Origin of the sequence: Robertkochia flava, assembly GCF_020166515.1 — a bacterium.
Classification (GTDB): Bacteria; Bacteroidota; Bacteroidia; order Flavobacteriales; family Flavobacteriaceae; genus Robertkochia; species Robertkochia flava.
On sequence record NZ_JAINZT010000007.1, the window covers coordinates 149,174 to 168,235 of the forward strand.

Annotated in this window: 19 protein-coding genes; all 19 read right to left on the reverse strand. The window is 36.2% G+C overall.

Going from position 1 to position 19,062, the window contains the following annotated elements; translation table 11 throughout:
- Positions 1-326: 326 nt before the first annotated feature.
- The 19 genes from K7R11_RS11860 to xerA all read right to left on the reverse strand — a co-directional run bounded on the left by K7R11_RS11860 (position 327) and on the right by xerA (position 19,026).
- Positions 327-1,052, reverse strand: a complete 726-nt coding sequence (locus tag K7R11_RS11860) for a DUF6090 family protein (protein ID WP_224490957.1) — start codon at positions 1,050-1,052, stop codon at positions 327-329.
- 143 nt (positions 1,053-1,195) lie between these two features.
- Positions 1,196-1,927, reverse strand: a complete 732-nt coding sequence (locus tag K7R11_RS11865) for a DUF6090 family protein (protein WP_224490958.1) — start codon at positions 1,925-1,927, stop codon at positions 1,196-1,198.
- Between the two features lie 346 nt (positions 1,928-2,273).
- Positions 2,274-3,044 (reverse strand): DUF6090 family protein, encoded by a 771-nt coding sequence (locus tag K7R11_RS11870; protein ID WP_224490959.1) that lies wholly within the window; start codon positions 3,042-3,044, stop codon positions 2,274-2,276.
- 240 nt (positions 3,045-3,284) lie between these two features.
- Positions 3,285-4,064, reverse strand: coding sequence for a carboxylesterase family protein (locus tag K7R11_RS11875; protein WP_224490960.1), 780 nt, complete (start codon positions 4,062-4,064; stop codon positions 3,285-3,287).
- 221 nt (positions 4,065-4,285) lie between these two features.
- A complete protein-coding gene (locus tag K7R11_RS11880) occupies positions 4,286-4,783 on the reverse strand; it encodes a DUF1648 domain-containing protein (protein WP_224490961.1) in 498 nt (165 codons plus the stop codon).
- 229 nt (positions 4,784-5,012) lie between these two features.
- On the reverse strand, positions 5,013-5,204 hold the full coding sequence (locus K7R11_RS11885) for a hypothetical protein (protein WP_224490962.1): 192 nt from the start codon (positions 5,202-5,204) through the stop codon (positions 5,013-5,015).
- A 217-nt stretch (positions 5,205-5,421) separates the two neighbouring features.
- Positions 5,422-5,895: an SRPBCC family protein gene (locus K7R11_RS11890; RefSeq protein WP_224490963.1), complete on the reverse strand. Its 474-nt coding sequence runs from the start codon at positions 5,893-5,895 to the stop codon at positions 5,422-5,424.
- Positions 5,896-6,436: 541 nt separating this feature from the next.
- Complete coding sequence (locus K7R11_RS11895; RefSeq protein WP_224490964.1) at positions 6,437-6,856, reverse strand: hypothetical protein; 420 nt, start codon at positions 6,854-6,856, stop codon at positions 6,437-6,439.
- A gap of 1,584 nt (positions 6,857-8,440) precedes the next feature.
- Positions 8,441-8,668 carry a hypothetical protein gene (locus tag K7R11_RS11900; protein ID WP_224490965.1) on the reverse strand — a complete coding sequence of 76 codons (228 nt, stop codon included), beginning with the start codon at positions 8,666-8,668 and terminating at the stop codon, positions 8,441-8,443.
- A gap of 170 nt (positions 8,669-8,838) precedes the next feature.
- Entirely contained in the window at positions 8,839-9,543 is a 705-nt protein-coding gene (locus K7R11_RS11905) for an SLATT domain-containing protein (protein ID WP_224490966.1), read from the reverse strand.
- Between the two features lie 630 nt (positions 9,544-10,173).
- A complete protein-coding gene (locus K7R11_RS11910) occupies positions 10,174-10,611 on the reverse strand; it encodes a hypothetical protein (RefSeq protein WP_224490967.1) in 438 nt (145 codons plus the stop codon).
- A gap of 269 nt (positions 10,612-10,880) precedes the next feature.
- Positions 10,881-11,336, reverse strand: coding sequence for a YybH family protein (locus tag K7R11_RS11915; RefSeq protein WP_062052783.1), 456 nt, complete (start codon positions 11,334-11,336; stop codon positions 10,881-10,883).
- 289 nt (positions 11,337-11,625) lie between these two features.
- Complete coding sequence (locus tag K7R11_RS11920) at positions 11,626-12,066, reverse strand: hypothetical protein (RefSeq protein ID WP_224490968.1); 441 nt, start codon at positions 12,064-12,066, stop codon at positions 11,626-11,628.
- A 1,242-nt stretch (positions 12,067-13,308) separates the two neighbouring features.
- Complete coding sequence (locus K7R11_RS11925) at positions 13,309-14,574, reverse strand: MutS-related protein (RefSeq protein ID WP_224490969.1); 1,266 nt, start codon at positions 14,572-14,574, stop codon at positions 13,309-13,311.
- Positions 14,575-14,751: 177 nt separating this feature from the next.
- Complete coding sequence (locus K7R11_RS11930) at positions 14,752-15,294, reverse strand: hypothetical protein (RefSeq protein WP_224490970.1); 543 nt, start codon at positions 15,292-15,294, stop codon at positions 14,752-14,754.
- Between the two features lie 199 nt (positions 15,295-15,493).
- On the reverse strand, positions 15,494-16,378 hold the full coding sequence (locus tag K7R11_RS11935) for a hypothetical protein (RefSeq protein ID WP_224490971.1): 885 nt from the start codon (positions 16,376-16,378) through the stop codon (positions 15,494-15,496).
- A 238-nt stretch (positions 16,379-16,616) separates the two neighbouring features.
- A complete protein-coding gene (locus K7R11_RS11940) occupies positions 16,617-17,189 on the reverse strand; it encodes a hypothetical protein (protein WP_224490972.1) in 573 nt (190 codons plus the stop codon).
- Positions 17,190-17,379: 190 nt separating this feature from the next.
- Positions 17,380-17,781: a hypothetical protein gene (locus K7R11_RS11945; protein WP_224490973.1), complete on the reverse strand. Its 402-nt coding sequence runs from the start codon at positions 17,779-17,781 to the stop codon at positions 17,380-17,382.
- 108 nt (positions 17,782-17,889) lie between these two features.
- Positions 17,890-19,026: a site-specific tyrosine recombinase/integron integrase gene (gene xerA, locus K7R11_RS11950; protein WP_224490974.1), complete on the reverse strand. Its 1,137-nt coding sequence runs from the start codon at positions 19,024-19,026 to the stop codon at positions 17,890-17,892.
- Between the last annotated feature and the right edge of the window lie 36 nt (positions 19,027-19,062).

The window sequence follows — 19,062 nt, forward strand, 5'->3', positions numbered from 1 at the left end:
ACATCCTTTTAAATAATTGCCTGGTTTTCAGTTGATTCATTTCAATTCAGACTGGGGCCCGGTACATTCCTTGTTCAAGGTGCGGCTGCCATGTCATGCCAAATAAGAAAGGTGGCCTGCAGTTTCAATATTGCTCCCCAAAGAGAGCAGAAAGCTGGGGAGCGTTTATGAATGTAATGTTTTTGGGGTAAGAAACTGGGCCCATGTTTGCCTGTTCTATACAGGAAGATGAGTTATAGGCCATGAAATACATTTGTTATTAATAGAATTCTACTATAATTCATTTAAATTTTCATGAGTGCTGTAGTGGAAATTTTTTAAATAACTTATTTGTATGCCAAAATGGTTTCGTCAAGTATAGGAAGAATCTCTTGAATCTCCCTGGCCCCAGTCTTCAAGGCTTCTAATGTGCTTTCTGAGTTTTTGACGTTTAGCATTAAACAGGTAAGAAAATATTTATCAGACTTTAGTTGTTCATAATCTGCAGGTACGCCTCGTTTACTAAAATCCCAATCGAGAAAATGGTTGCGAACATAGGGAAGGAAGACCGTTATGAATTCGTGTTCGTCATCTGCGGTATCATCCATTATATTTTTTACCGAATGGGTATAGTAGTTTATCAGTTCATTTCTTAGTTCTTGATTCTTTAAACGCTCTAATCCGAATTTTTTCATCAATTGATACCCATTGTCGACAAAAACGATTCGTCTTGCGATCATGACCCTCCCAAGATGATACTCGATAGAGTCGTAAGGAATATTGCGATTTTTTAATGCATGGATCACCGTGGACTGGATTTCGATATCCTCCGATTTATCCAAACGAGTTTGACGAATATTTAAACTATCGCTGATTAGATTACTGCGAATCTCGGTCAGGGCTTTCACGATTTCTCCGTCAACTTTCCTTTGTTCATTCCAATTATTTATTTGAAGAGCAATTAAAATCCCCAAAACTACCAGGATAATCTCGCCAATGGCATATTTGATATAGTTTGTCGTTTTACCTTCCATTAATAATTTTTTGCGGACATTTCTAAAAATTTTTATCATGTGTATTCTTGTATATCAATGCAGTACAACGGTAAGAAAATAACTTATGTACGTGGGGAACAATTTATTTCCCTACAGCAATGGAAGGCCTGGTTGGGTTCATGAATTTATTATTTTCTTTGGAGGTGTTGTTCTTGGCTAGTTTATTCCTTCTCCAGTTCAATTATTAGTTTACCAATGCTTAGTCTCATTTTGTTGTTTTGATCGGTTCGGAAATAATAAGTTCGTAATAAAGCTAGTGCCCTATTGTTAAACAATCTGTATTGTTCCGATTTTAAATCAAACCTCCAGTCATTTAGGTTTTTATATTCACTCGTAGGGTGATCTATAAAAGAGAGCATATCAGAAACCTTTTCAAATTCAAGATCACTTAAAACCCATTTTTGCACCACCTCAGCCCTGTTTATATCATAAAATTCCTGAATGGCCTTAAATTCTAAAATGGCATGTTTGATCTCTTTATTAAATAGTTCCAGGTTTCCCGTATTAATAATATCATCAATGGTATAGGCAATACTTTGAAAGAAGTCACCATAATAATTTACCTTATCCATTTCATGAATTACTTCCCCAATTTCCTTATCCGGCTTTTTGAAAATGGAGAGATAATTATTAATGTCTTCCTGCTTTTTATGGCATAGAGTATCTAACTGATTTAATCTTATTAAATCAGCTTTAAGCTCAGTAATTAAGGTGTTTTTATAGTTTTTTACTTTTTGTTCCTGTTTTGAGATTTCATTCGCATTGTTGATTTGCAGTGCAATCAGGATTCCAATAACAACCAGTATAATCTCACCAATTACATAAATCAGATATTTAGAGAATTTGTTTTCGGTGAGTAAACCTAGCCGAATTTTTCTGAAGAATTTTATCATTGGTTAGTATTTTGACTTAATGCAGCACAAAGGTAGGGCTAGCCAAACCTGAAATCCCTTTTCGGAAGGCAATCCTGCCTGGCGCCAGGGTGGCAGGGGTAGCTGGCCTGGTCCCGCCTGCCCCTTGAGCCGTTTTAGGGTCATATTAGGGTGGCGCCGGCCGTTATCCCGACGCTTCGGGAGCAAGTGACAGGGGATCGCTTTGGGTTTTAATGCTGTTCAAGATAAAGAAAATAGTCTGATTCTTACAGAATGATGGTGCTACTAAACAGGTTATTTTTCACTTATTTTTTCATAATCTACGCTGGCCTTTGCTTTTCCTTGTGCAATGGGATCAGGGTATAATTCATACCCTTTTAACGGTTTTATAGTTTTCAATTTCTTTTCTCAAATGGTCATTTATTTTCTTGTAACTATCGAGGTTCCTAAATATGAAATCACTTTGCTTAAGCATTCGGGTTAAAATATTAATTGCCCATTTGGAACGCACTAATTCATTATAATTCGTTTGAAATTTTTTGTTGGTTATACCCCAATTGGGAATTGCATTGTTTCTGTTTAGTTGGATAAGCCCGTCTTGAGCATTGTAAAATTCACTATGGTTGTAATCTATGGATTCTAAGATGTTTTCGTAGATTTCTGTTGACCAGGTAAGATATGGACTTTCGTAATATCTTATTATCTCATTCACTAAGTCTTTATTGTTCACCTTATTTATGAACCCATCATTTATCAGGGAAAGATAGTTGCTTTTTTTATTTGAAAATTTTTTGTACTCAAGTACTGAGTTAAACATTTTTCCTAATTCATCATTCGATACATTGGTGTTCTGATCACTGGAGGTAAGTAAATGTTGAATGGAATTGGTTTTGTTTGAATAGAAAGCATACAGGCTATCCATTCGCTCGTAGTCCTGGTATAATTCAGAATATAGACCATCCATATATTTCATCACTTCAGCATGCTCTTCAGCTTCTGTTTTCCATGCGTTGAGTTGTATGGCTATCAAAATTCCAATGACTACGAGGAAAATTTCTCCCATGGCATAAAGAAGGTAGTTTCTGAATCTATTTTCAGAGAGCATTTTTTGTCTAATTCTTCTAAAGAATTTTATCATTGGTTTTTGTTTGTTTAATGAAGGTCAACTGTAAGGCGATGCATCCCTGTTATCCTTTTCCGGGAGGAAATCCAGCCTGACGGCAGGCTGGGGCTGTTATCCCAAAACTTGGCGAGGCAGGATCAGGACCGCGGGATACCTGAAATTGATTTGGTTATTGAAATGAAGATATACAAGATAGTCAATACTGGCAGGATATAGCCATGGAGGTTTAGCCGCTGTTCGTTTGTGTTTTTTTAATCACTTATGCTGCCTGAATAACCAATTCATCATCATCGGATCGCTGTATGCCGCGATCCACGCGAAATGCCCTGTTTCAGGGTACTGGGTAAATCCAGGATGCGCCCCAAGGTTGGTTAAGGCTTTAAACATGTCCTGAACATATTCCGGACTTACGGCCGAGTCCAATGCTCCATGAAAAATCCAGAGGGGAATATGAGCGATGGTCTGTGAAGACGAAATGTTTGCTGCTCCGCAAACAGGTACTGCAGCAGCAAATCTGTTTGGAAACAAGGATATCGCTTCAAAAGTTCCGATACCACCCATCGATAGCCCCGTAATATAAATTCGATCCGGGTCAATAGGCAAGTCTGCAATTAAGTTGTCGATTAATTCCATTACAAGTTTTAAGGGCTTTGTGGGCTTCGAGTTTGATTCCGACAATCCTGCCTTGTCCAAATTAAAATTGCCCCAACGCATATCTTTCGGACATTGTGGTGCAATAACTATGGGCCGATAAGTTTTCATAATGTCATCCTTGGCAAAATTCATTACCCCCCATTTTAATTGAGCTTCATTGTCATCGCCGCGTTCGCCAGAACCGTGTAAAAAAACCACAAGCGGATGTAGGCTAATCGTATCGGCATCAGAAACAAGTAGTCTGTAATTTAGGGTCTCGCCATTTGCATTAATGTATTTTTCATGACTGAATAATGAGGATTGTGCTAATAACCTGTTTACTCCTCCGGGGAAATAAAGCGCCATCATTACCATGACCAAATTAATATGTAATGTCTTCATAGTTGTTTATTAGTGGCAACGGCCAGGCTATGTATGCCTGCCTTTCGGCAGGGGCAGAGGCCAGCAACCTGGGCGGGACCTTTTTTATTATTCAGTACTGAATATCAAGATAAAGAAAATAGTCTGATTATTGTAGAAGGGGAGTGCTCCTGCCATCCCCTTCCGGGAGGAAATCCTGCCGGCAGGCAGGTGGGTACAGGCAGTTTGACGGCCAGTGTTTTTTATTTTTCTTTTATCGATTTCAAATTGTAGTAGATTATCGGAAGTAGTGGTGTTATTAAAATCAGGATCATTAACCATGAACCGAATCCTTTTGAATTTTCTTCTGTATAATTTATTGTCTTTATTGCTATAATTAAGAAGGTAGCCAGAATGATCAAATTTAATACCCGGATCATTCTTGTCATTAATGCATATTGTTTCCGGGCGTTATCCGGAGTTATCTTTTTCGGGTAGTTTAAGATATGAGGAAATCTATTCAAAAGGAATAGACCCAGGTACAAAAAGGTTGCAATAACTGGAATTATGAATATGCTGTTCTTACTGCCAAAAGCGTCTGCTTCTCCATGAAAATTGTAATGTGTTGGTATTTTATCCGGAAGCTCTTGATAGTTAATTAAAATATACACCCACATCCCAAAAAGAAGAATTAAAGAACTTAGTTCAATAAGCTTATCGGTTAATTTAAGCTCGGGTTTTATTTTGGGTTTAACGGGCATTTAATTTTACCTGGTTATTTTTCGACATGGGCTACGGTTGGGCTATGAGCAGAAAGGCTTTAGAAGCGCTTTCCTGTATGCATTGACCGAAGTTAGTTAATAGTTTTAATATCTCGTTTTATCACTGTCCATCGGGTTGCTTATAGGTTTTGTTACCTACAGTTGTTTTTCTTTATTTCCTTTTTTATACTTCAATTCCATAAGCTTGTTCAAAAGTTGAATCAATGTATTAATTAGATTTTTGTTGACCCTGATTTTTTCTTTCACGAATTCTTCCTATCATACCTAATATTATAAAACTATTCGCTACCATTCGAAGCCAAAATCCTAAATCCATTTCATCTGAATTGAAAGTGAGATCCAGAATTATTAAGATCAAACAAATGGTGATTAATATGAATGGTAGGTGTTCTTTTTTCATCAAGTTAGTTTTTATCAATTGTAGGTAACGGTAAGGCTATGCACAGGCGCGGCTAGGGCCGCTGGCCGACCTTTTGGCCTTTGGCGTTGGCGGAGGCCAGCAACCTGGGCGGGACCTTTTTTGGTTATTTAGTATTGGAGTTCAATATAAGAAAATAGTCTAATTCCTACAGAAATGTAGCGCTTGGGTATAGCCAGTGTTAGCATACGTACCTTTTTTATTTTAATACTGATTTCCATTTTTCAGTTTCAGCAAATTCTTTGATTACCTCATTCCTCTTCTCTAATAAATCTTTCATGTATCTCTTTAAGAATATAGAATTAGCTAATTGCCCAAGAATACCCATTGGAGATTGGAATTCAAAGATATCTGTCATTAGTACCCCATCATCTTTACTCTCAAATATATGCTGATGCTTAAATGATTTAAAAGCCCCTTCAACCATTTCGTCGGTAAAGGAATTTGGAGGATTGAATTCAGTGATTTTAGAGGTGAGTAATTGTGTTATTCCAAGATGTTTGGCTTTCCAGGTTACTGACTCATTTAAATTTATCAAACCTTCAGTTTTACCAGCAATAGCTTCCTCTTTTGTGTGTTCAGTTGAAATTTTGTGTAGATCAATACTTCGAGCGAGATCAAATACGACTTTAATCTCTGATTTGATGTAGGTTGTTAATTCTATTACGGGCATTTTTTGGTATGTATGCTAACGGTCAGTGTATGAACCGTTGCGGTTGAGCGGATCAGGCTGCGCGTGGGCCGTTACCTTTTGGCAAAAGCCTGAGCCGCTGTGACGGGCTGGTTCATTTTAGTTCTGAAGTCTAATCTAAGAAAATATTCTAAATGAAGTAGGAAGGGAGCAATGGCTTTATACACATATGTTATACGGCGTTTACTGCTGGACTCCCCGGGAAATTGCAAGTACACCCCCGCAAGGCGTGGAGATTGTTAAGGTTGTAAGGGAGAGGAAGCCTTGCGGCTTTTAACCTGGTAAGCTTTGCCCAAGCAATGGCTATTTTATTTTTTGAGTGACCAAAGAAGTGCTTGCCATTTTCCAAACACACCAAGGTTTTAAGACAGTGGCTTTTTTTTAGTAAATGACGTATAACGGTCAGGCTATGGCTCGTGGCGGACGGTTTTAATGCTGGTTCCGACAGCGATGGAAAGCCTGGTTGAGTTCATGAATTTATTAGTTTTTGAGGTAAGAAACTAGCCATGAGCTATAGCCAATGTTATGCGTATTTGTTAAATAAAATTGCAAGAATAATGGGAGCAACAAAAAATCCTAGGACCATCGGAAGTATATGTACCGTAACATCTAGCCAGTTTTGTTTGCGGCCCTCCTCTTTGTCATACCATGAAAATCTATTATAGGTGGGTTCAACTTTATATAATTTTTTATACAACATTCTCAAAAGCGAATAGGACGATAAATACACAAAGGGAGCAATTAGAAATTCTGCCCCGTTACCATTAATCGTTTCAGTTTTTACACCACTTATAAGCATTCCCCAAAGACCAACTACGAGTGATATAGGAGTTAGAATTAGCAAAATTCTATTTGAGCGCAACAACTTCATAAAACCTAATACTACGAGTATTCCTGTTAGGACAAGACTTAATATTAATATTTGTTTTTCTGTTAGTGTCATTTTCAATTACGCATAACGGTCGGGCTATGCACAGGCGTGGGTGGCTGGCCTGGCTGACCTTTGGGCCTTTTGCTTTGGAGGAGGCCAGGGCAGCGAGCACATAGCTTTGGGTTTGTTCTGGTTTTGAAGATAAGTAATATAGTCGAAACTTGTAAGAATGTTAGCGCTTGGGTATAGCCTCATGTTGTGTTTAGTGTCTTTTGTTTTTTAAGATGAAATTAGTTTTGATTCCTGTGTAAATAAGTAATAGAAACAGGGTTATTTCTATAGCCCAAAGGATGTAGTAGGTGTTTTTCCATGCTCGGATGTTGATGAAATTTTTAGTTGTTTCTCCTTTTATACTATGTCTAATTTCAAATGGAACTTCAAAAAAGGTATTAATCCTAGCAATTAGAATCGCAATTACAACGCCCAAGATTAAATTCGCAATTATAAAAATTAGGTTTGTTGTTAAGTTTTTAAAGTTCTGTACTAGCTCCCTTATAAAATAAATAGAAAACAGTACGACCCCAGTATGAAGTAGTATTCGAAGCCATTTTTCAATGAAAATGGTTTTGTCAAAGATTTGAATTACAGAATAGGTATGATTAGCCAGATCACTTGTTAGAAGCGGGTAATTAATCATTACAGTTAAAATGATAGCGAGGATTAACCAGATTAATTCTTTTCTATTCAATTGACGCTTCTTTAGACATTAAACACAACGGTAAGGCTATGGCTCGTGGCGGGCGGTTGCAATGCTGTGTCCGACGGAGATGGAAGGCCTGGTTGAGTTCATGAATTTATTATTTTTTGGAGTAAGAAACTAGCCATGAGATATAGCCAGTGTTGTACGCTGGCTTTTATTAGATTTTTTTAATGAAAAATATAAGTACCGGGAGGCACAGTGAAAATGATGTGTATGTAAAAGCCAAAAATCCAGTATACAAAGAGTAAAAACATGAACAGGAAGCTTTTGAAATTTATAAACACTCTTTCCTTCCTATTTAAAGAATAGAATTTGGCTTCGTAATATTTTGAAATACCCTTAATCTCTCTAATGTAGTAATCGAGTCCAATAAGAATGGCAACGATAAATAATTTTAAATAAATGGAAGTGTCTAGAAAGGTTAGTCCAGTTAATACATCAATTAGTGCGTAAGTGCTGAAAAAAGTTCCGAAAATTAGCACAATAAAAATTCCTGAAGAATATATTTCAAAATAGTAAGAACTTAGATTCGTCCGATTGTAATTTTTCAAATTCTCAATAGAACTTTTGTCTTCAACCTTATTAAAATCTGCACTCCAAAAGGCATAATTAGCAAGAAACCAACGGACAGAAATGTGGATGTATATATAAGTAGCGAATAGTTTCTTTAACATTTTTAGAATTTGATCTAGATTTTAGCTTGCGTACAACGGTCCGGCTATGCACAGGCGTGGTTGGCTGGCCTGGCTGACCTTTGGGCCTTTTGCTTTGGCGGAGGCCAGGACAGCGAGTCACATAGCATTTGGTTTGTTCTGGTTTTGAAGATAAGTAATATAGTCGAAACTTGTAGGAATGATAGCGCTTGGGTATAGCCTAATGTTATGTGCTGTCTGCTTTTATTTTTTCTTTTTAAAGCTAATTATGAAGCTGATTGTTATCGTTATTATTCCGATTGCAATTAAGACTATTGCTTCAATTATTTCACCAAGGCCTCCAAGACCAGAGTCATTTTTTCTTAAAAATTCAAGCCCATTGTGATAACCATATTTATAGACCCCGATCATTAAAATTACTAGGCCGATCGTTCTTAAAGAATTTATTAATAGAGATCTAGTTTTTATCAATTGATTTCTTTTTTAAGAATTAAGAGATGCTCCAGATTGCACATAACGGTCAGGCTATGGCTCGTGGCGGGCGGTTTTAATGCTGGATCCGACGGAGATGGGAAGCCTGGTTGAGTTCATGAATTTATTATTTTTTGAAGTAAGAAACGAGCCATGAGATATAGCCAGTGTTAGCAAAAGTATTTTAAATTCAATTGTTTATATGCGAAAATTAAAATCGGTCCATAAATCATTAGATGATACATAAATGATACTCTAAAGTATTTTTCAATTTTAATTCTATAAACGTCTAATTTATTTAATTCAAAATAATCCGCTTTATGAGTTTTAAATTCTTTCGTGTCAATATTTGAGTGATTTTCGTGTTGTCTTAATACTATATCATATTTTTCTGATATTTCTTTAATTGACTCTTCTTCTTGTTGTTTGCTAATTAAAGTTGAAGTTTTAACCATTCTTAATTGGTTATATAGTTCAGCTATTTCTAATGAGCATTGATGAAATTTTTCCCCTTTAATTGAAAAGTTTTTTGCACTCTCAAATTGACTGTAAACCAAAATCAATATTGATAATGCAGTTGTCCAAAAACCTAATTCATTCTCAGGTAATTGTTTAAGAAAGGGGATTTTGTAAATATTTATAAGGTTAATTATTATTAAATATGCGGATAAATAACCAACTGTTTTGGAGGATAATTCGTTTAGTTTTTTATTCCTTTCGCTAGCAGAAAACCGAGCTCCTTTAGTAATCCATAATTTATAGTTTAATTCAACTCCAAAATCTTTTTTTAGATATGGAGGTTGTTTTCTTTTTAAACGTTTAATTCTTTTTGCACGCTTTACTTTTTTCAAGTAAAGCTTAATTTTTTCTAGCATTCTTGTTAATATTTTTGCTAACGGTCAGTGTATGAACCGTTGCGGCTGGGCGGATCAAGCTTTTGCGCGTTGGCCTTTGGCGCTGGCAAAGCTTGAGCCGCTGTGACGGGCTGGTTCATTTTGGTTCTGCAGACTAATCTAAGAAAATATTCTAAATGATGTAGGACGTGAGCAATGGCTTTATACACATATGTTATACGGCGTTTACTGCTGGACTCCCCGGAAAATGGCAAGTACACCCCCGCAAGGCGAGGAGATTTTTAAGCTTGTGATGGAGTGGAAGCCTTACGGTTTTAACCTGGTAAGCTTTGCCCAAGCAATGGCCATTTTTATTTTTTGAGTGACCAAAGAAGCGCTTGCCATTTTCCAAACAAACCCGACTTTTCTAGGAGAACTTTTTTCTGTAAATGACGTATAACGGTCGGGCTATGCACAGGCGCGGTTGGGGCCGCTGGCCGACCTTTTGGCCTTTGGCGTTGGCGGAGGCCAGCAACCTGGACGGGGTGCATTTTTTTCTTTTTTTGTTCTGGAGATTAAGATAAAGAAAATAGTCTAATTCTTGTAGGATCCCGCGCTTGGGTATAGCCTCATGTTGTGCATAGTGTTTTGCTTTTTTCTGTTCTTATTTCATTAAGTTTTATTTGATCCTTTTTTTATTATAAATGGCATTCCAATCCCAATTAGAATTATTAATGTCGAGTATAATAGAAATGGTTCACTTATAAAATATTGGGCTACTAGCGGGCTAGGTTTTCCAATATAAGTCAATATGTATAATCCTAGAAGCAATGAAAAGGTTACGAAAAGGAGTACGATTAAAATATCTTTTATCAAATCGGTTATTTTAAACTCTTTACGCTTTGAGTTTAAAAGCATTCCAAATACGGGAATAGATGAAATAATGAAATAGTCGAGGTTTGCAAAGGCGAGGCCAAAAAAGTATCCCGTTATCTGATGCACTGAATTATTAAGACCAAATGGATTAATTCTTCCAGAGAAGAACAGGATGAAAATTAGTGCAGAAATTGCCCAAATCACATATTTAATCTGATTAGGTATTTTATTCACTTGTTTGGGATTACGGGTTTTTTAAACATTATGCACAACGGTAGGGCTATGGCTCGTGGCGGGCGGGTTGGTTAATGCGTCCGATGGAAACGAATAGCCTGGTTGAGTTCATGAATATTTATTCTTTTTTAGAAGTACTACACTAGCCATGAGATATAGCCGATGTTGTGCTTTCGTTATTTTTAAAATTCATTATTACATACTTTACATATTATTTCGTTTTTACCTTAAACTAGTAATGTATCCTATTACATTTATGGCAGGAATACTTATTTTCCATTATTATTGAACATATACCTGTAAATCTTTAAATCCCCATTTTGATCGGGTTTTAATATCAGCAATCCTTTCACTTCAAAGTTTCCACTTTCAGCCGTCTTTGGATCTTTCCAGCTTCCTATATTTCTAGTTCGGGCGATACTATATTCACCTGCCGTGATTACTTCTTCAATGATGAACTGTTCAGCAAAGTCAAGGGATTCAAACCATTTGAAACTTTCTATGATTTCTTTACGGCCTTTAACAATTGGTTTCCCCTCCGGTAGGATCATCGCATCGTCGTGGAAGCAGTCTGCCATCTTTGAGAATGATTTACTGCCCACAGCACTCCCGTATTGATCAAGCACTTCCCTAACATCCTTTCCTAAGCTGCTTTCTTGCGCATGGGTTAAAGTTATTGATAAGAGGGAAAAAAAAGTTAAAAGTGTAAGTAGTTTTGTTTTCATGTTGAAAAATTTTGTGGTTTATTAAAACTATTCGAATTCTTTCTCAATGTAAGTTAAAAGCTCTCGGCTTATTGTTATTAAATGGCTCCAAAACATGATTTGGTTGATTGTAATGAAGCACAACGGTAAGGCTATGGCTCCCTGCCTACCTGCCGCTAGGCAGGCAGGGTGGCGGGCGGTTTTAGTGCTGTTGCCGACAGCGATGGAAAGCCTGGTTGCGTTCATGAATTTATTATTTTTTGGAGTAAGAAACTAGCCATGAGATATAGCCAGTGTTAGCACCTGTTTCTTATAGTTTTCTTGTTGATTTTACTTTTTCATTTTTAATGTCAAATACTATTTTCTTAGGGTTATTTCTTGGGCTGTTAATGGCTTTTAATTTTTCATTTTTAAACCCAGTGAATTGTAGTAGGTTAAAAGTTCTCTTGTATTGAATTACTTCTTTTTTCTTGACGTCTAAAATGGTAATGATCTGAACTGTACCTTTTAAAAATTTCTTAGTCCATTTTGGAATGGCGGCCATGGTGCCATCTTCATTCCATATTGCAGGACCACCAAAGTTGTCACCTAAGAAAGTTTTAATTTCATTTTCATCGATCCATTGACAGCTTCCTATTAAAGGTGAGCCCATTGCAATTTCTTTCAATCCAAAGTATTTAATTCTGTTATCCGTTGAATTCAATTCTTTAATACCGTTATGAAAATCCCATGGGTTTGGATAAGTTGTCATTGGGTTGCGATTTTTCAGAAATTGGTGCTAACGGTAAGGCTATGCACAGGCGTGGGTGGCTGGCCTGGCCCCGTGGCGTTGGCCGTTACCTCTGGCAAGGGCCAGGGCAGCAGGTACAATAGCTTTGGTTTTTAATGCTGATCAAGATAAAGAAAATAGTCTAATTCTTACAGAAATGTAGCGCTTGGGTATAGCCAGTGTTAGCAAACGGTTTTTTATTTTATTTGAGTCCATTGTCCTATCAGAATAAGAAATTCAGATAGCTCATAAAAAGCTAGAACTGTCAAAACAGAAAGTCCGTTTTCCGTTTTCCATTTTTTGATTAAAGTCCAGATGTAAATTCCTATTGGAAGGAGCATTAAGAATCTCAATTCTCCAATGAAAGGATATTGAAATAAGGGCCAAAAAAAAAGTAAAAATGAAAAAAGTCCAATTGCAAAATTTGGCCATTTTAGTTTTGTAGCTTGGTGGACTGAAAAGATTAAAGTTAGAATTCCAAAGCTGAAAAAAGATAAGTTGGTTAACAATTGATTCTTAAAAAGAGTCAGTACAAAACTAACTGTAAGACCTATCAAGATAACTTTGAGTAATTTCGGTTTCGTTTTTGGGTAAAGTAGTAGCCCAGCAAAAATTCCAATTCCGATTATAATTATGTGTTCTGTCATTCAACTGTTTGCTAACGGTAAGGCTATGGCTCGTGGCGGACTGGTTGTATGCTGCGTCCGATGGAAACGAATAGCCTGGTTGGGTTCATGAATATTTTTCTTTTTTAGAAGTACTACACTAGCCATGAGATATAGCCGATGTTAGCCACTGTTGTTTTTTTATTTTCTTTTTTTAGGCTTTAGAAACTTATTACTTCAATCCATTTTAGGAGCAGAATTATTAATGCTGTTATGCCCGTGCTCACGAAAATTGATCCCTGCCAGTAATATGTTTTCGTTACCCAATTATTGAAAAGCTTTTTGCCATATTCATTTTGGAAATGAACGTGCGTTAGTTTCCAAAAAAGGAAATTGGTAATCAAAAAGATTACAATTGCTATGATGATAGTTGTCTTCATTATTTCCTTTTTTTAACGGTTGTGTTTTACAATTGTGGCTAACGGTCAGGCTATGGCTCGTGGCGGGCGGTTTTAATGCTGTGTCCGACGGAGACGGAAAGCCTGGTTGAGTTCATGAATTTATTATTTTTTGGAGTAAGAAACTAGCCATGAGATATAGCCAGTGTTACCTGCTGGCTTTACTTTTTCAACATTAAATTTAACCCTTCCTTTTCAAATAAAATTCGGCCAACTTTTATATCTGACCAACCTTTTTTTAGTTGATAAGTAAAAGTTGGCTTATTTTCAATCAATTCACAATTGATGTCATAGTTTTCTATTTTCCCGTTTGAAACTTGTTTCAGGTCTTGAATATGAGTAGAAATGAAGAAGTATGAATTGTCGAATTTGGTCAATCCGTTTATTGTTGTTTTACAAATTTCAAAACCATCCTCTATATTAGTCCCACTAAAAAGCTCATCAAAAACAGCAAAGCATCTTTTTTCTCTTGATGCTTGTTCAACTACCCTTTTCAAGTTCAGAATTTCAGTCATAAAATGACTGTAACCATTTAAAATATCATCTCTTCTGTTTATCTCAATGGAAAAGCAATCACAAAAGGGGATCTCTCCTTTTGATGCAGGTATACCAATTCCTAAATGACCAAAATAGATACATAAAGCAACAGCCTTAAGAAAGGTTGATTTTCCAGACATATTCGGGCCGTTCAATACAATTACGTTACTACTCGTTTCAAGGTTATTTTTGACGGGATTCTCCAATAATGGATGATAGAATTTATGGAGCTTGATCTGTCCTTGTATAAAGGTTGGATATGAGAAATTGTGTTTTTTTATACCGACATTAATTGACAAGTAGGCTTCGAACAGAAAGAAATCTTCCCAAAAAGGTATTAGCAATTCCTTTTCCCTTATCGTATTGATTATTTGAGTTAGTTCAATTATGTGTCTGTCCTTTAATCCATTATCTCGGACAAGAGCCTCATATTTATGAAGTTTGAAATGAGATAAGAACTGCAATATTGCTTTAATACTTGAAGCGTATTCATTTGGGAAAGCCTCTAATTTTAACCTGGTAAAATACTTTGATTCCAGGCGATGGAAAAAAAGAATCAATTGATTGAACTTACTTACATATCTTGTTTTTGCTTGTTTTGATCCAAACAATATGTAACTAAGTTTTTTTTGCGAAAGATCATCTATTTCTTCCTCATTGAGGAAATAATAAACTTCATTTAAATATAAAACCGTGTAAGAGTAGTCCTTTAAGATTTCACTATTTAGGGCATACCCTTGTAATATATTTTGACGTTCAGTTATTTCTTCTGTCGACTTTAATGGTGTTTGAAGTATCTCAAGAATTTTATTTTTCGCAAATACGTTCAACGAAAAATCGAATAAGGGCAAAATTTCCTGGTTAATATTTAAGTCATTAAGATTATTCATTTCTTATTCGGGATGGTGTTTTCAAGCTTGCAGGTAACGGTAAGGCTATGACTCGTGGCGGTCGGTTTTAATGCTGGATCCGACAGCGATTGTGAGCCTGGTTGCGTTCATGAATTTATTATTTTTTGGAGTAGGAACCTAGCCATGAGTTATAGGCAGTGTTGGCAATATGTTTTACTACATTAATTCTGCAAGTGTTTCATTTTTAAATGCTTCAACATATTTTTTCATTTGACGATTTAATTTGAGATTATTTGATTTCTCAGAACAATATTCTATTAAGATCCCTGCAGCACCTAATTGAATTTCTTTGACATCTTTTTGTTCTCTAAAAACTTCACCAGGTATAGGTTTACAAGTTAAGAGCCGGTTGTGATTAAATTTTTGATTTAAAGCATAATTTACCAATGCGACACGGTAATAATATTTTTGATATTCCTTGTTGCTTAAATCTTCATAAAATGGACCAAATAAAGGAAACCCAAAATCGGTGGTATCATTCATCCATTTCCCTATTAATTTATTTGCATAAAAGTATTTCTCGGATTTATAATCAACAGGATTTTCGAATACGTAGTTAGAAGCCTCAAAAACGACTTTATCATATTTGGAATAGTCCACACTATCAGACGAAGTTATATTTTGAAAGGCTTCTTTAAATTGAGAAAAGGTAGAAGTTGAAAAGATTAAAAATCCAATAAGGAATAAGGTTTTTTTCATTTTATAAGGATGAGTAGATTAAAATAAAATTATTGCCAACGGTCAGGCTATGGCTCGTGGCGGGCGGTTTGTGAAAAGCGTCCGATGGAAACGAGTAGCCTGGTTGAGTTCATGAATATTTTTTCTTTTTTAGAAGTACTGCACTAGCCATGAGCTATAGCCGATGTTGGCAGCTGGTTTTATTTCTTGACTTCTATAGCTAGTCAATTCCAAGTCGTTTTTCCATTTCCTGCCATTGTTTTCCAAATTCGATACTTTCTAATGCAGCTTTTCTTTTTTCTTCTGGCAAACATTGAATACATGTTGGATATTGAATTCCTTTATACTCTTTTTTGCATTTTGGACATAATTCCAAGTTGTGCATGTCAAAATTAGTTGCACATTTTTTACAAGCCGTTATGGTATCTTCAAAGGAGAGATATTTAATATTGTCGTCTAGATAAAGTAAAAACGCCTCTTTTTCAATGGTTTCAGTGTCTTTGTTTTTTACTAATTCTCTTTGAAACCAATACTTGATGTTAGATAGGTTATGCTTATTTCTATATTGATCCTTCGAAACGAAGCATTTATCCCGAACTTCATAAGCATCCTCATTTTCGAAAAAGATAGAAATAAGTTCGTCTGCCTCCCTATAATTTGCTTCTTCAAATTCATGCTTACAATCAACGCAACGATATTTTGGAATTTTTCTTTTCCTTTCGTTGGGGTTTTTACTCATACATTTTGGGCACAAAGGAATCGCCTTATAAACATATTTATTTAATACATGATCCCTAAAAATTGGTTTTTTAAATTCAGAATTGTCATTTATGTATTCCCTGGTGTAAGCACTTGTAACCTCGCGTAAAAAATCTCCATATTTCCTTGGATGAGAAAGATGCTGAATAGTTAATGTTTTTTTACTCGAACATATTTCACATTTGTCTTTAATGATTTTTGCCCTTCTTTCTTTCCAGTCCTTTGTATGCCAAGACCGTTTGTCCTCATTGAAGTTTTTCCAATATTGTTCTTTGGCAATTTCTAATTCAATCTCATCATTTACGAGTTTGTCTCTTAATTCTATGATCTCATTATATGTTAACATCTCGATTTTTGATTTATCTATTTGCAAAAGGGTGTTTGTCAAACTTGCTGCCAACGGCAGGGCTATGCACTGGCGCGGGTGGGGGCAGCTGGCCGAGCTTTTGGCCTTTGGCGTTGGCGGAGGCCAGCAACCGAGACGTGGTGCATTTTTTTCTTTTTGTTCTGGATTTGAAGATAGAAAAAATACTCTAATTCTTACAAGAATCTAGCGCTTGTGTATAGCCGAAGTTGTACTGCGTTTATTTATTTTTTTCGTATTCATTAATTATCTTATGTATTAATTGATTTAGATGCACAATCGGTTGTTTTATGTTTCGATTGTGATATTGATTTTCTTCATCGAAATAAAAATCATAAAACTCTAAATTTTGACTCCCTTCTAAGGAGATTAGTTCGATTTTGTAGAAAGAATGATGAACTGCGTAATATTCAGTCATGAATTTTGAAGAAAAATAGTTGTCTTTGTTTGCATTTAATTCGTTCCAAAATTCGCTAATATCGATAGATTCAGGTTTGTGAGATTTACAACAATCAATTTTTAAAATTTCAGAATTGTTTATTGTTTTCCAGATGATATAAACAGATTTATAGCCTGAACTACATTCACATTCATCGGGGTCAATCGTTTCACAACCAATACAACCATGTGTATATATTAAGACTGAATCTACTTCAAGGCTGCTTAAAATTTCTAATGCTTTTTTGTTTGCAGTAGAATCAATTTTGTCAAAGGTGAATTCTTGAGCTTTTATTCCAGGAATAAAATATCCAATATTAAAAAGTAGGATATATAGAAAGTAGCGGTTTTTCATAAATGCAGTACAACGGTAAGTGTATGACCCGTTGTGGCTGGGCGTGCTCAAGCTGAGCGTTGGCCATTACCTCTGGCAGAGCTTGAGCCGCCAGGACGGATTGTTCACTTTTGTTCAGGAGTCTAATCTATGGAAATATTCGAAATTTAGTAGGATTTGAGCAATGGGTTATACACATTGTTGGCAATAGTTATTTATTTAGATATTTTTTTACAAATTTCAGATCCGATTGATTATCAATTTGGGTATTCGAAACGCATACACTTGTCCACAATTTTCCGTTTTCATCTAATCTTCCAAAGACTAAATATTTTTTGTTTTTTTCAAAAAAATAGTCACAAATGTTTTTCTCCTCCTTTTCCTCTATCAGTTTTTTATTTGGTAGTATATTAATTCCGCGATAAAATTTTATGGGTTCAAATTTCCCATGTCCAATATATTTCCCGTAAAAGATTACAGTCGAATTTTCGAAACTGTCTTCCAATTTTAGTTCCGATTGACTTTTGTCCTTAGTAATCGGATACGTTTTGCATTCACAAGCAAAGGATTGATTGAAAAAGGTCAAAAAAATGATGATTACTATCGATTTCATAATGTTTTAAATAATTATTGCCAACTTGTTTATATCGATTGCTTTATGGTTTATATGCCGTCATATTGGTGGGTAAACCGCAGGCAATTCGGTTGTATCGAATATAGGCTATAGATGGAGATCGTCAAAAGGATTTCGGATCTTTTGTAAACTCCGGGTGGTGCCATGGGTGTATAACATGGTGGTCTTCGGGTCGTTGTGGCCCAGTAGTTCCTGGATGTACCTGATGTCCGTACCGTTCTCCAGTAAATGAGTGGCATAACTGTGCCTTAAGGTATGGAGGGTGACTTTCTTGGTGATTCCCAATTCTTCCAGTAAACTTTTGAAAATACTCCTGGCACTGGATTGCGTATACTGTCCGCCTTTTTGACCTTCAAATAAATAATATTTTGGATGGTAAGTTCTGAGATATTCGTTCAGCTTCTCCAGGGTCTTGTCGCTTATAGGGATAAACCGGTCCTTAGCGCCCTTGGGATGCCTTATATGCATGAATTGACGATGAGTATCGATATCGGAAATTCTTAAATTCAAAGCCTCCCCGATACGTAAACCACAGGAGTAAATAAGACTGAAGAGGAAGCGATGCTTTATATTCTTCACAGCCGACAGGATACGGAACACTTCTTCCTTTGATAAAACCTCCGGTAGCTTCCTTTCTCTACGCGGACGTTCCAGGTTATAGGTGTCCAGTTTGCGATCGTGAAAACGCATGTAAAATAATTTTAAAGCACTGATGATCTGGTTCTGAAATACCCTGCTGTATCCCTTGGCAATAATATAAGCTTCGTTAAACCTTTCTACATCTGCCCGGTCGATGTCAATGGGATCCTTATCGCAGAAAAAATCAAAAAATACCCGTAATAGCCCTGTGTAGGTGTTAATGGTATTTTTACTGTAGCGCATCTGTTCCATCCAATGGCGATAATCCTCAAGTTCTATGGCCACCTTCCTTGCTATGGTCTCATCGGGGATCCTGTCCTTAGTATCATCAGCATCAGATAGTTCGGATTCAGATTCGAATCTCAATTTACTGTAATCTACATACCAGCCTTCCGAACGGAAATGCTGGAAAATAGCGTTTAAATGAAAACGGGAGTAGGGCATAAGATAGGCCCGTTGTTCATGTGACCAATGCAGCCCGTTGTATGCGCGGATGAGTGTCCTGAAATCCGGATCGTCTATTACTTCAATTCGTATGTGATGCTGCCCTTCATGCATAAACGGCAGTAAGGTGACTGTTTTCATGATGTAAGTAAAACACAAATATAGAAAATAATCTAC

What these genes read in the sequence shown, in the direction of transcription:
- K7R11_RS11930 (WP_224490970.1), bottom strand. Translation starts at nt 15,294, where the DNA reads ATGAAAAAAACCTTATTCCTTATTGGATTTTTAATCTTTTCAACTTCT.
- K7R11_RS11905 (WP_224490966.1), bottom strand. Translation starts at nt 9,543, where the DNA reads ATGCTAGAAAAAATTAAGCTTTACTTGAAAAAAGTAAAGCGTGCAAAA.
- K7R11_RS11915 (WP_062052783.1), bottom strand. Translation starts at nt 11,336, where the DNA reads ATGAAAACAAAACTACTTACACTTTTAACTTTTTTTTCCCTCTTATCA.
- K7R11_RS11870 (WP_224490959.1), bottom strand. Translation starts at nt 3,044, where the DNA reads ATGATAAAATTCTTTAGAAGAATTAGACAAAAAATGCTCTCTGAAAAT.
- K7R11_RS11860 (WP_224490957.1), bottom strand. Translation starts at nt 1,052, where the DNA reads ATGATAAAAATTTTTAGAAATGTCCGCAAAAAATTATTAATGGAAGGT.
- K7R11_RS11880 (WP_224490961.1), bottom strand. Translation starts at nt 4,783, where the DNA reads ATGCCCGTTAAACCCAAAATAAAACCCGAGCTTAAATTAACCGATAAG.
- K7R11_RS11945 (WP_224490973.1), bottom strand. Translation starts at nt 17,781, where the DNA reads ATGAAATCGATAGTAATCATCATTTTTTTGACCTTTTTCAATCAATCC.
- K7R11_RS11890 (WP_224490963.1), bottom strand. Translation starts at nt 5,895, where the DNA reads ATGCCCGTAATAGAATTAACAACCTACATCAAATCAGAGATTAAAGTC.
- K7R11_RS11885 (WP_224490962.1), bottom strand. Translation starts at nt 5,204, where the DNA reads ATGAAAAAAGAACACCTACCATTCATATTAATCACCATTTGTTTGATC.
- K7R11_RS11865 (WP_224490958.1), bottom strand. Translation starts at nt 1,927, where the DNA reads ATGATAAAATTCTTCAGAAAAATTCGGCTAGGTTTACTCACCGAAAAC.
- K7R11_RS11920 (WP_224490968.1), bottom strand. Translation starts at nt 12,066, where the DNA reads ATGACAACTTATCCAAACCCATGGGATTTTCATAACGGTATTAAAGAA.
- xerA (WP_224490974.1), bottom strand. Translation starts at nt 19,026, where the DNA reads ATGAAAACAGTCACCTTACTGCCGTTTATGCATGAAGGGCAGCATCAC.
- K7R11_RS11935 (WP_224490971.1), bottom strand. Translation starts at nt 16,378, where the DNA reads ATGTTAACATATAATGAGATCATAGAATTAAGAGACAAACTCGTAAAT.
- K7R11_RS11925 (WP_224490969.1), bottom strand. Translation starts at nt 14,574, where the DNA reads ATGAATAATCTTAATGACTTAAATATTAACCAGGAAATTTTGCCCTTA.
- K7R11_RS11940 (WP_224490972.1), bottom strand. Translation starts at nt 17,189, where the DNA reads ATGAAAAACCGCTACTTTCTATATATCCTACTTTTTAATATTGGATAT.
- K7R11_RS11875 (WP_224490960.1), bottom strand. Translation starts at nt 4,064, where the DNA reads ATGAAGACATTACATATTAATTTGGTCATGGTAATGATGGCGCTTTAT.
- K7R11_RS11895 (WP_224490964.1), bottom strand. Translation starts at nt 6,856, where the DNA reads ATGACACTAACAGAAAAACAAATATTAATATTAAGTCTTGTCCTAACA.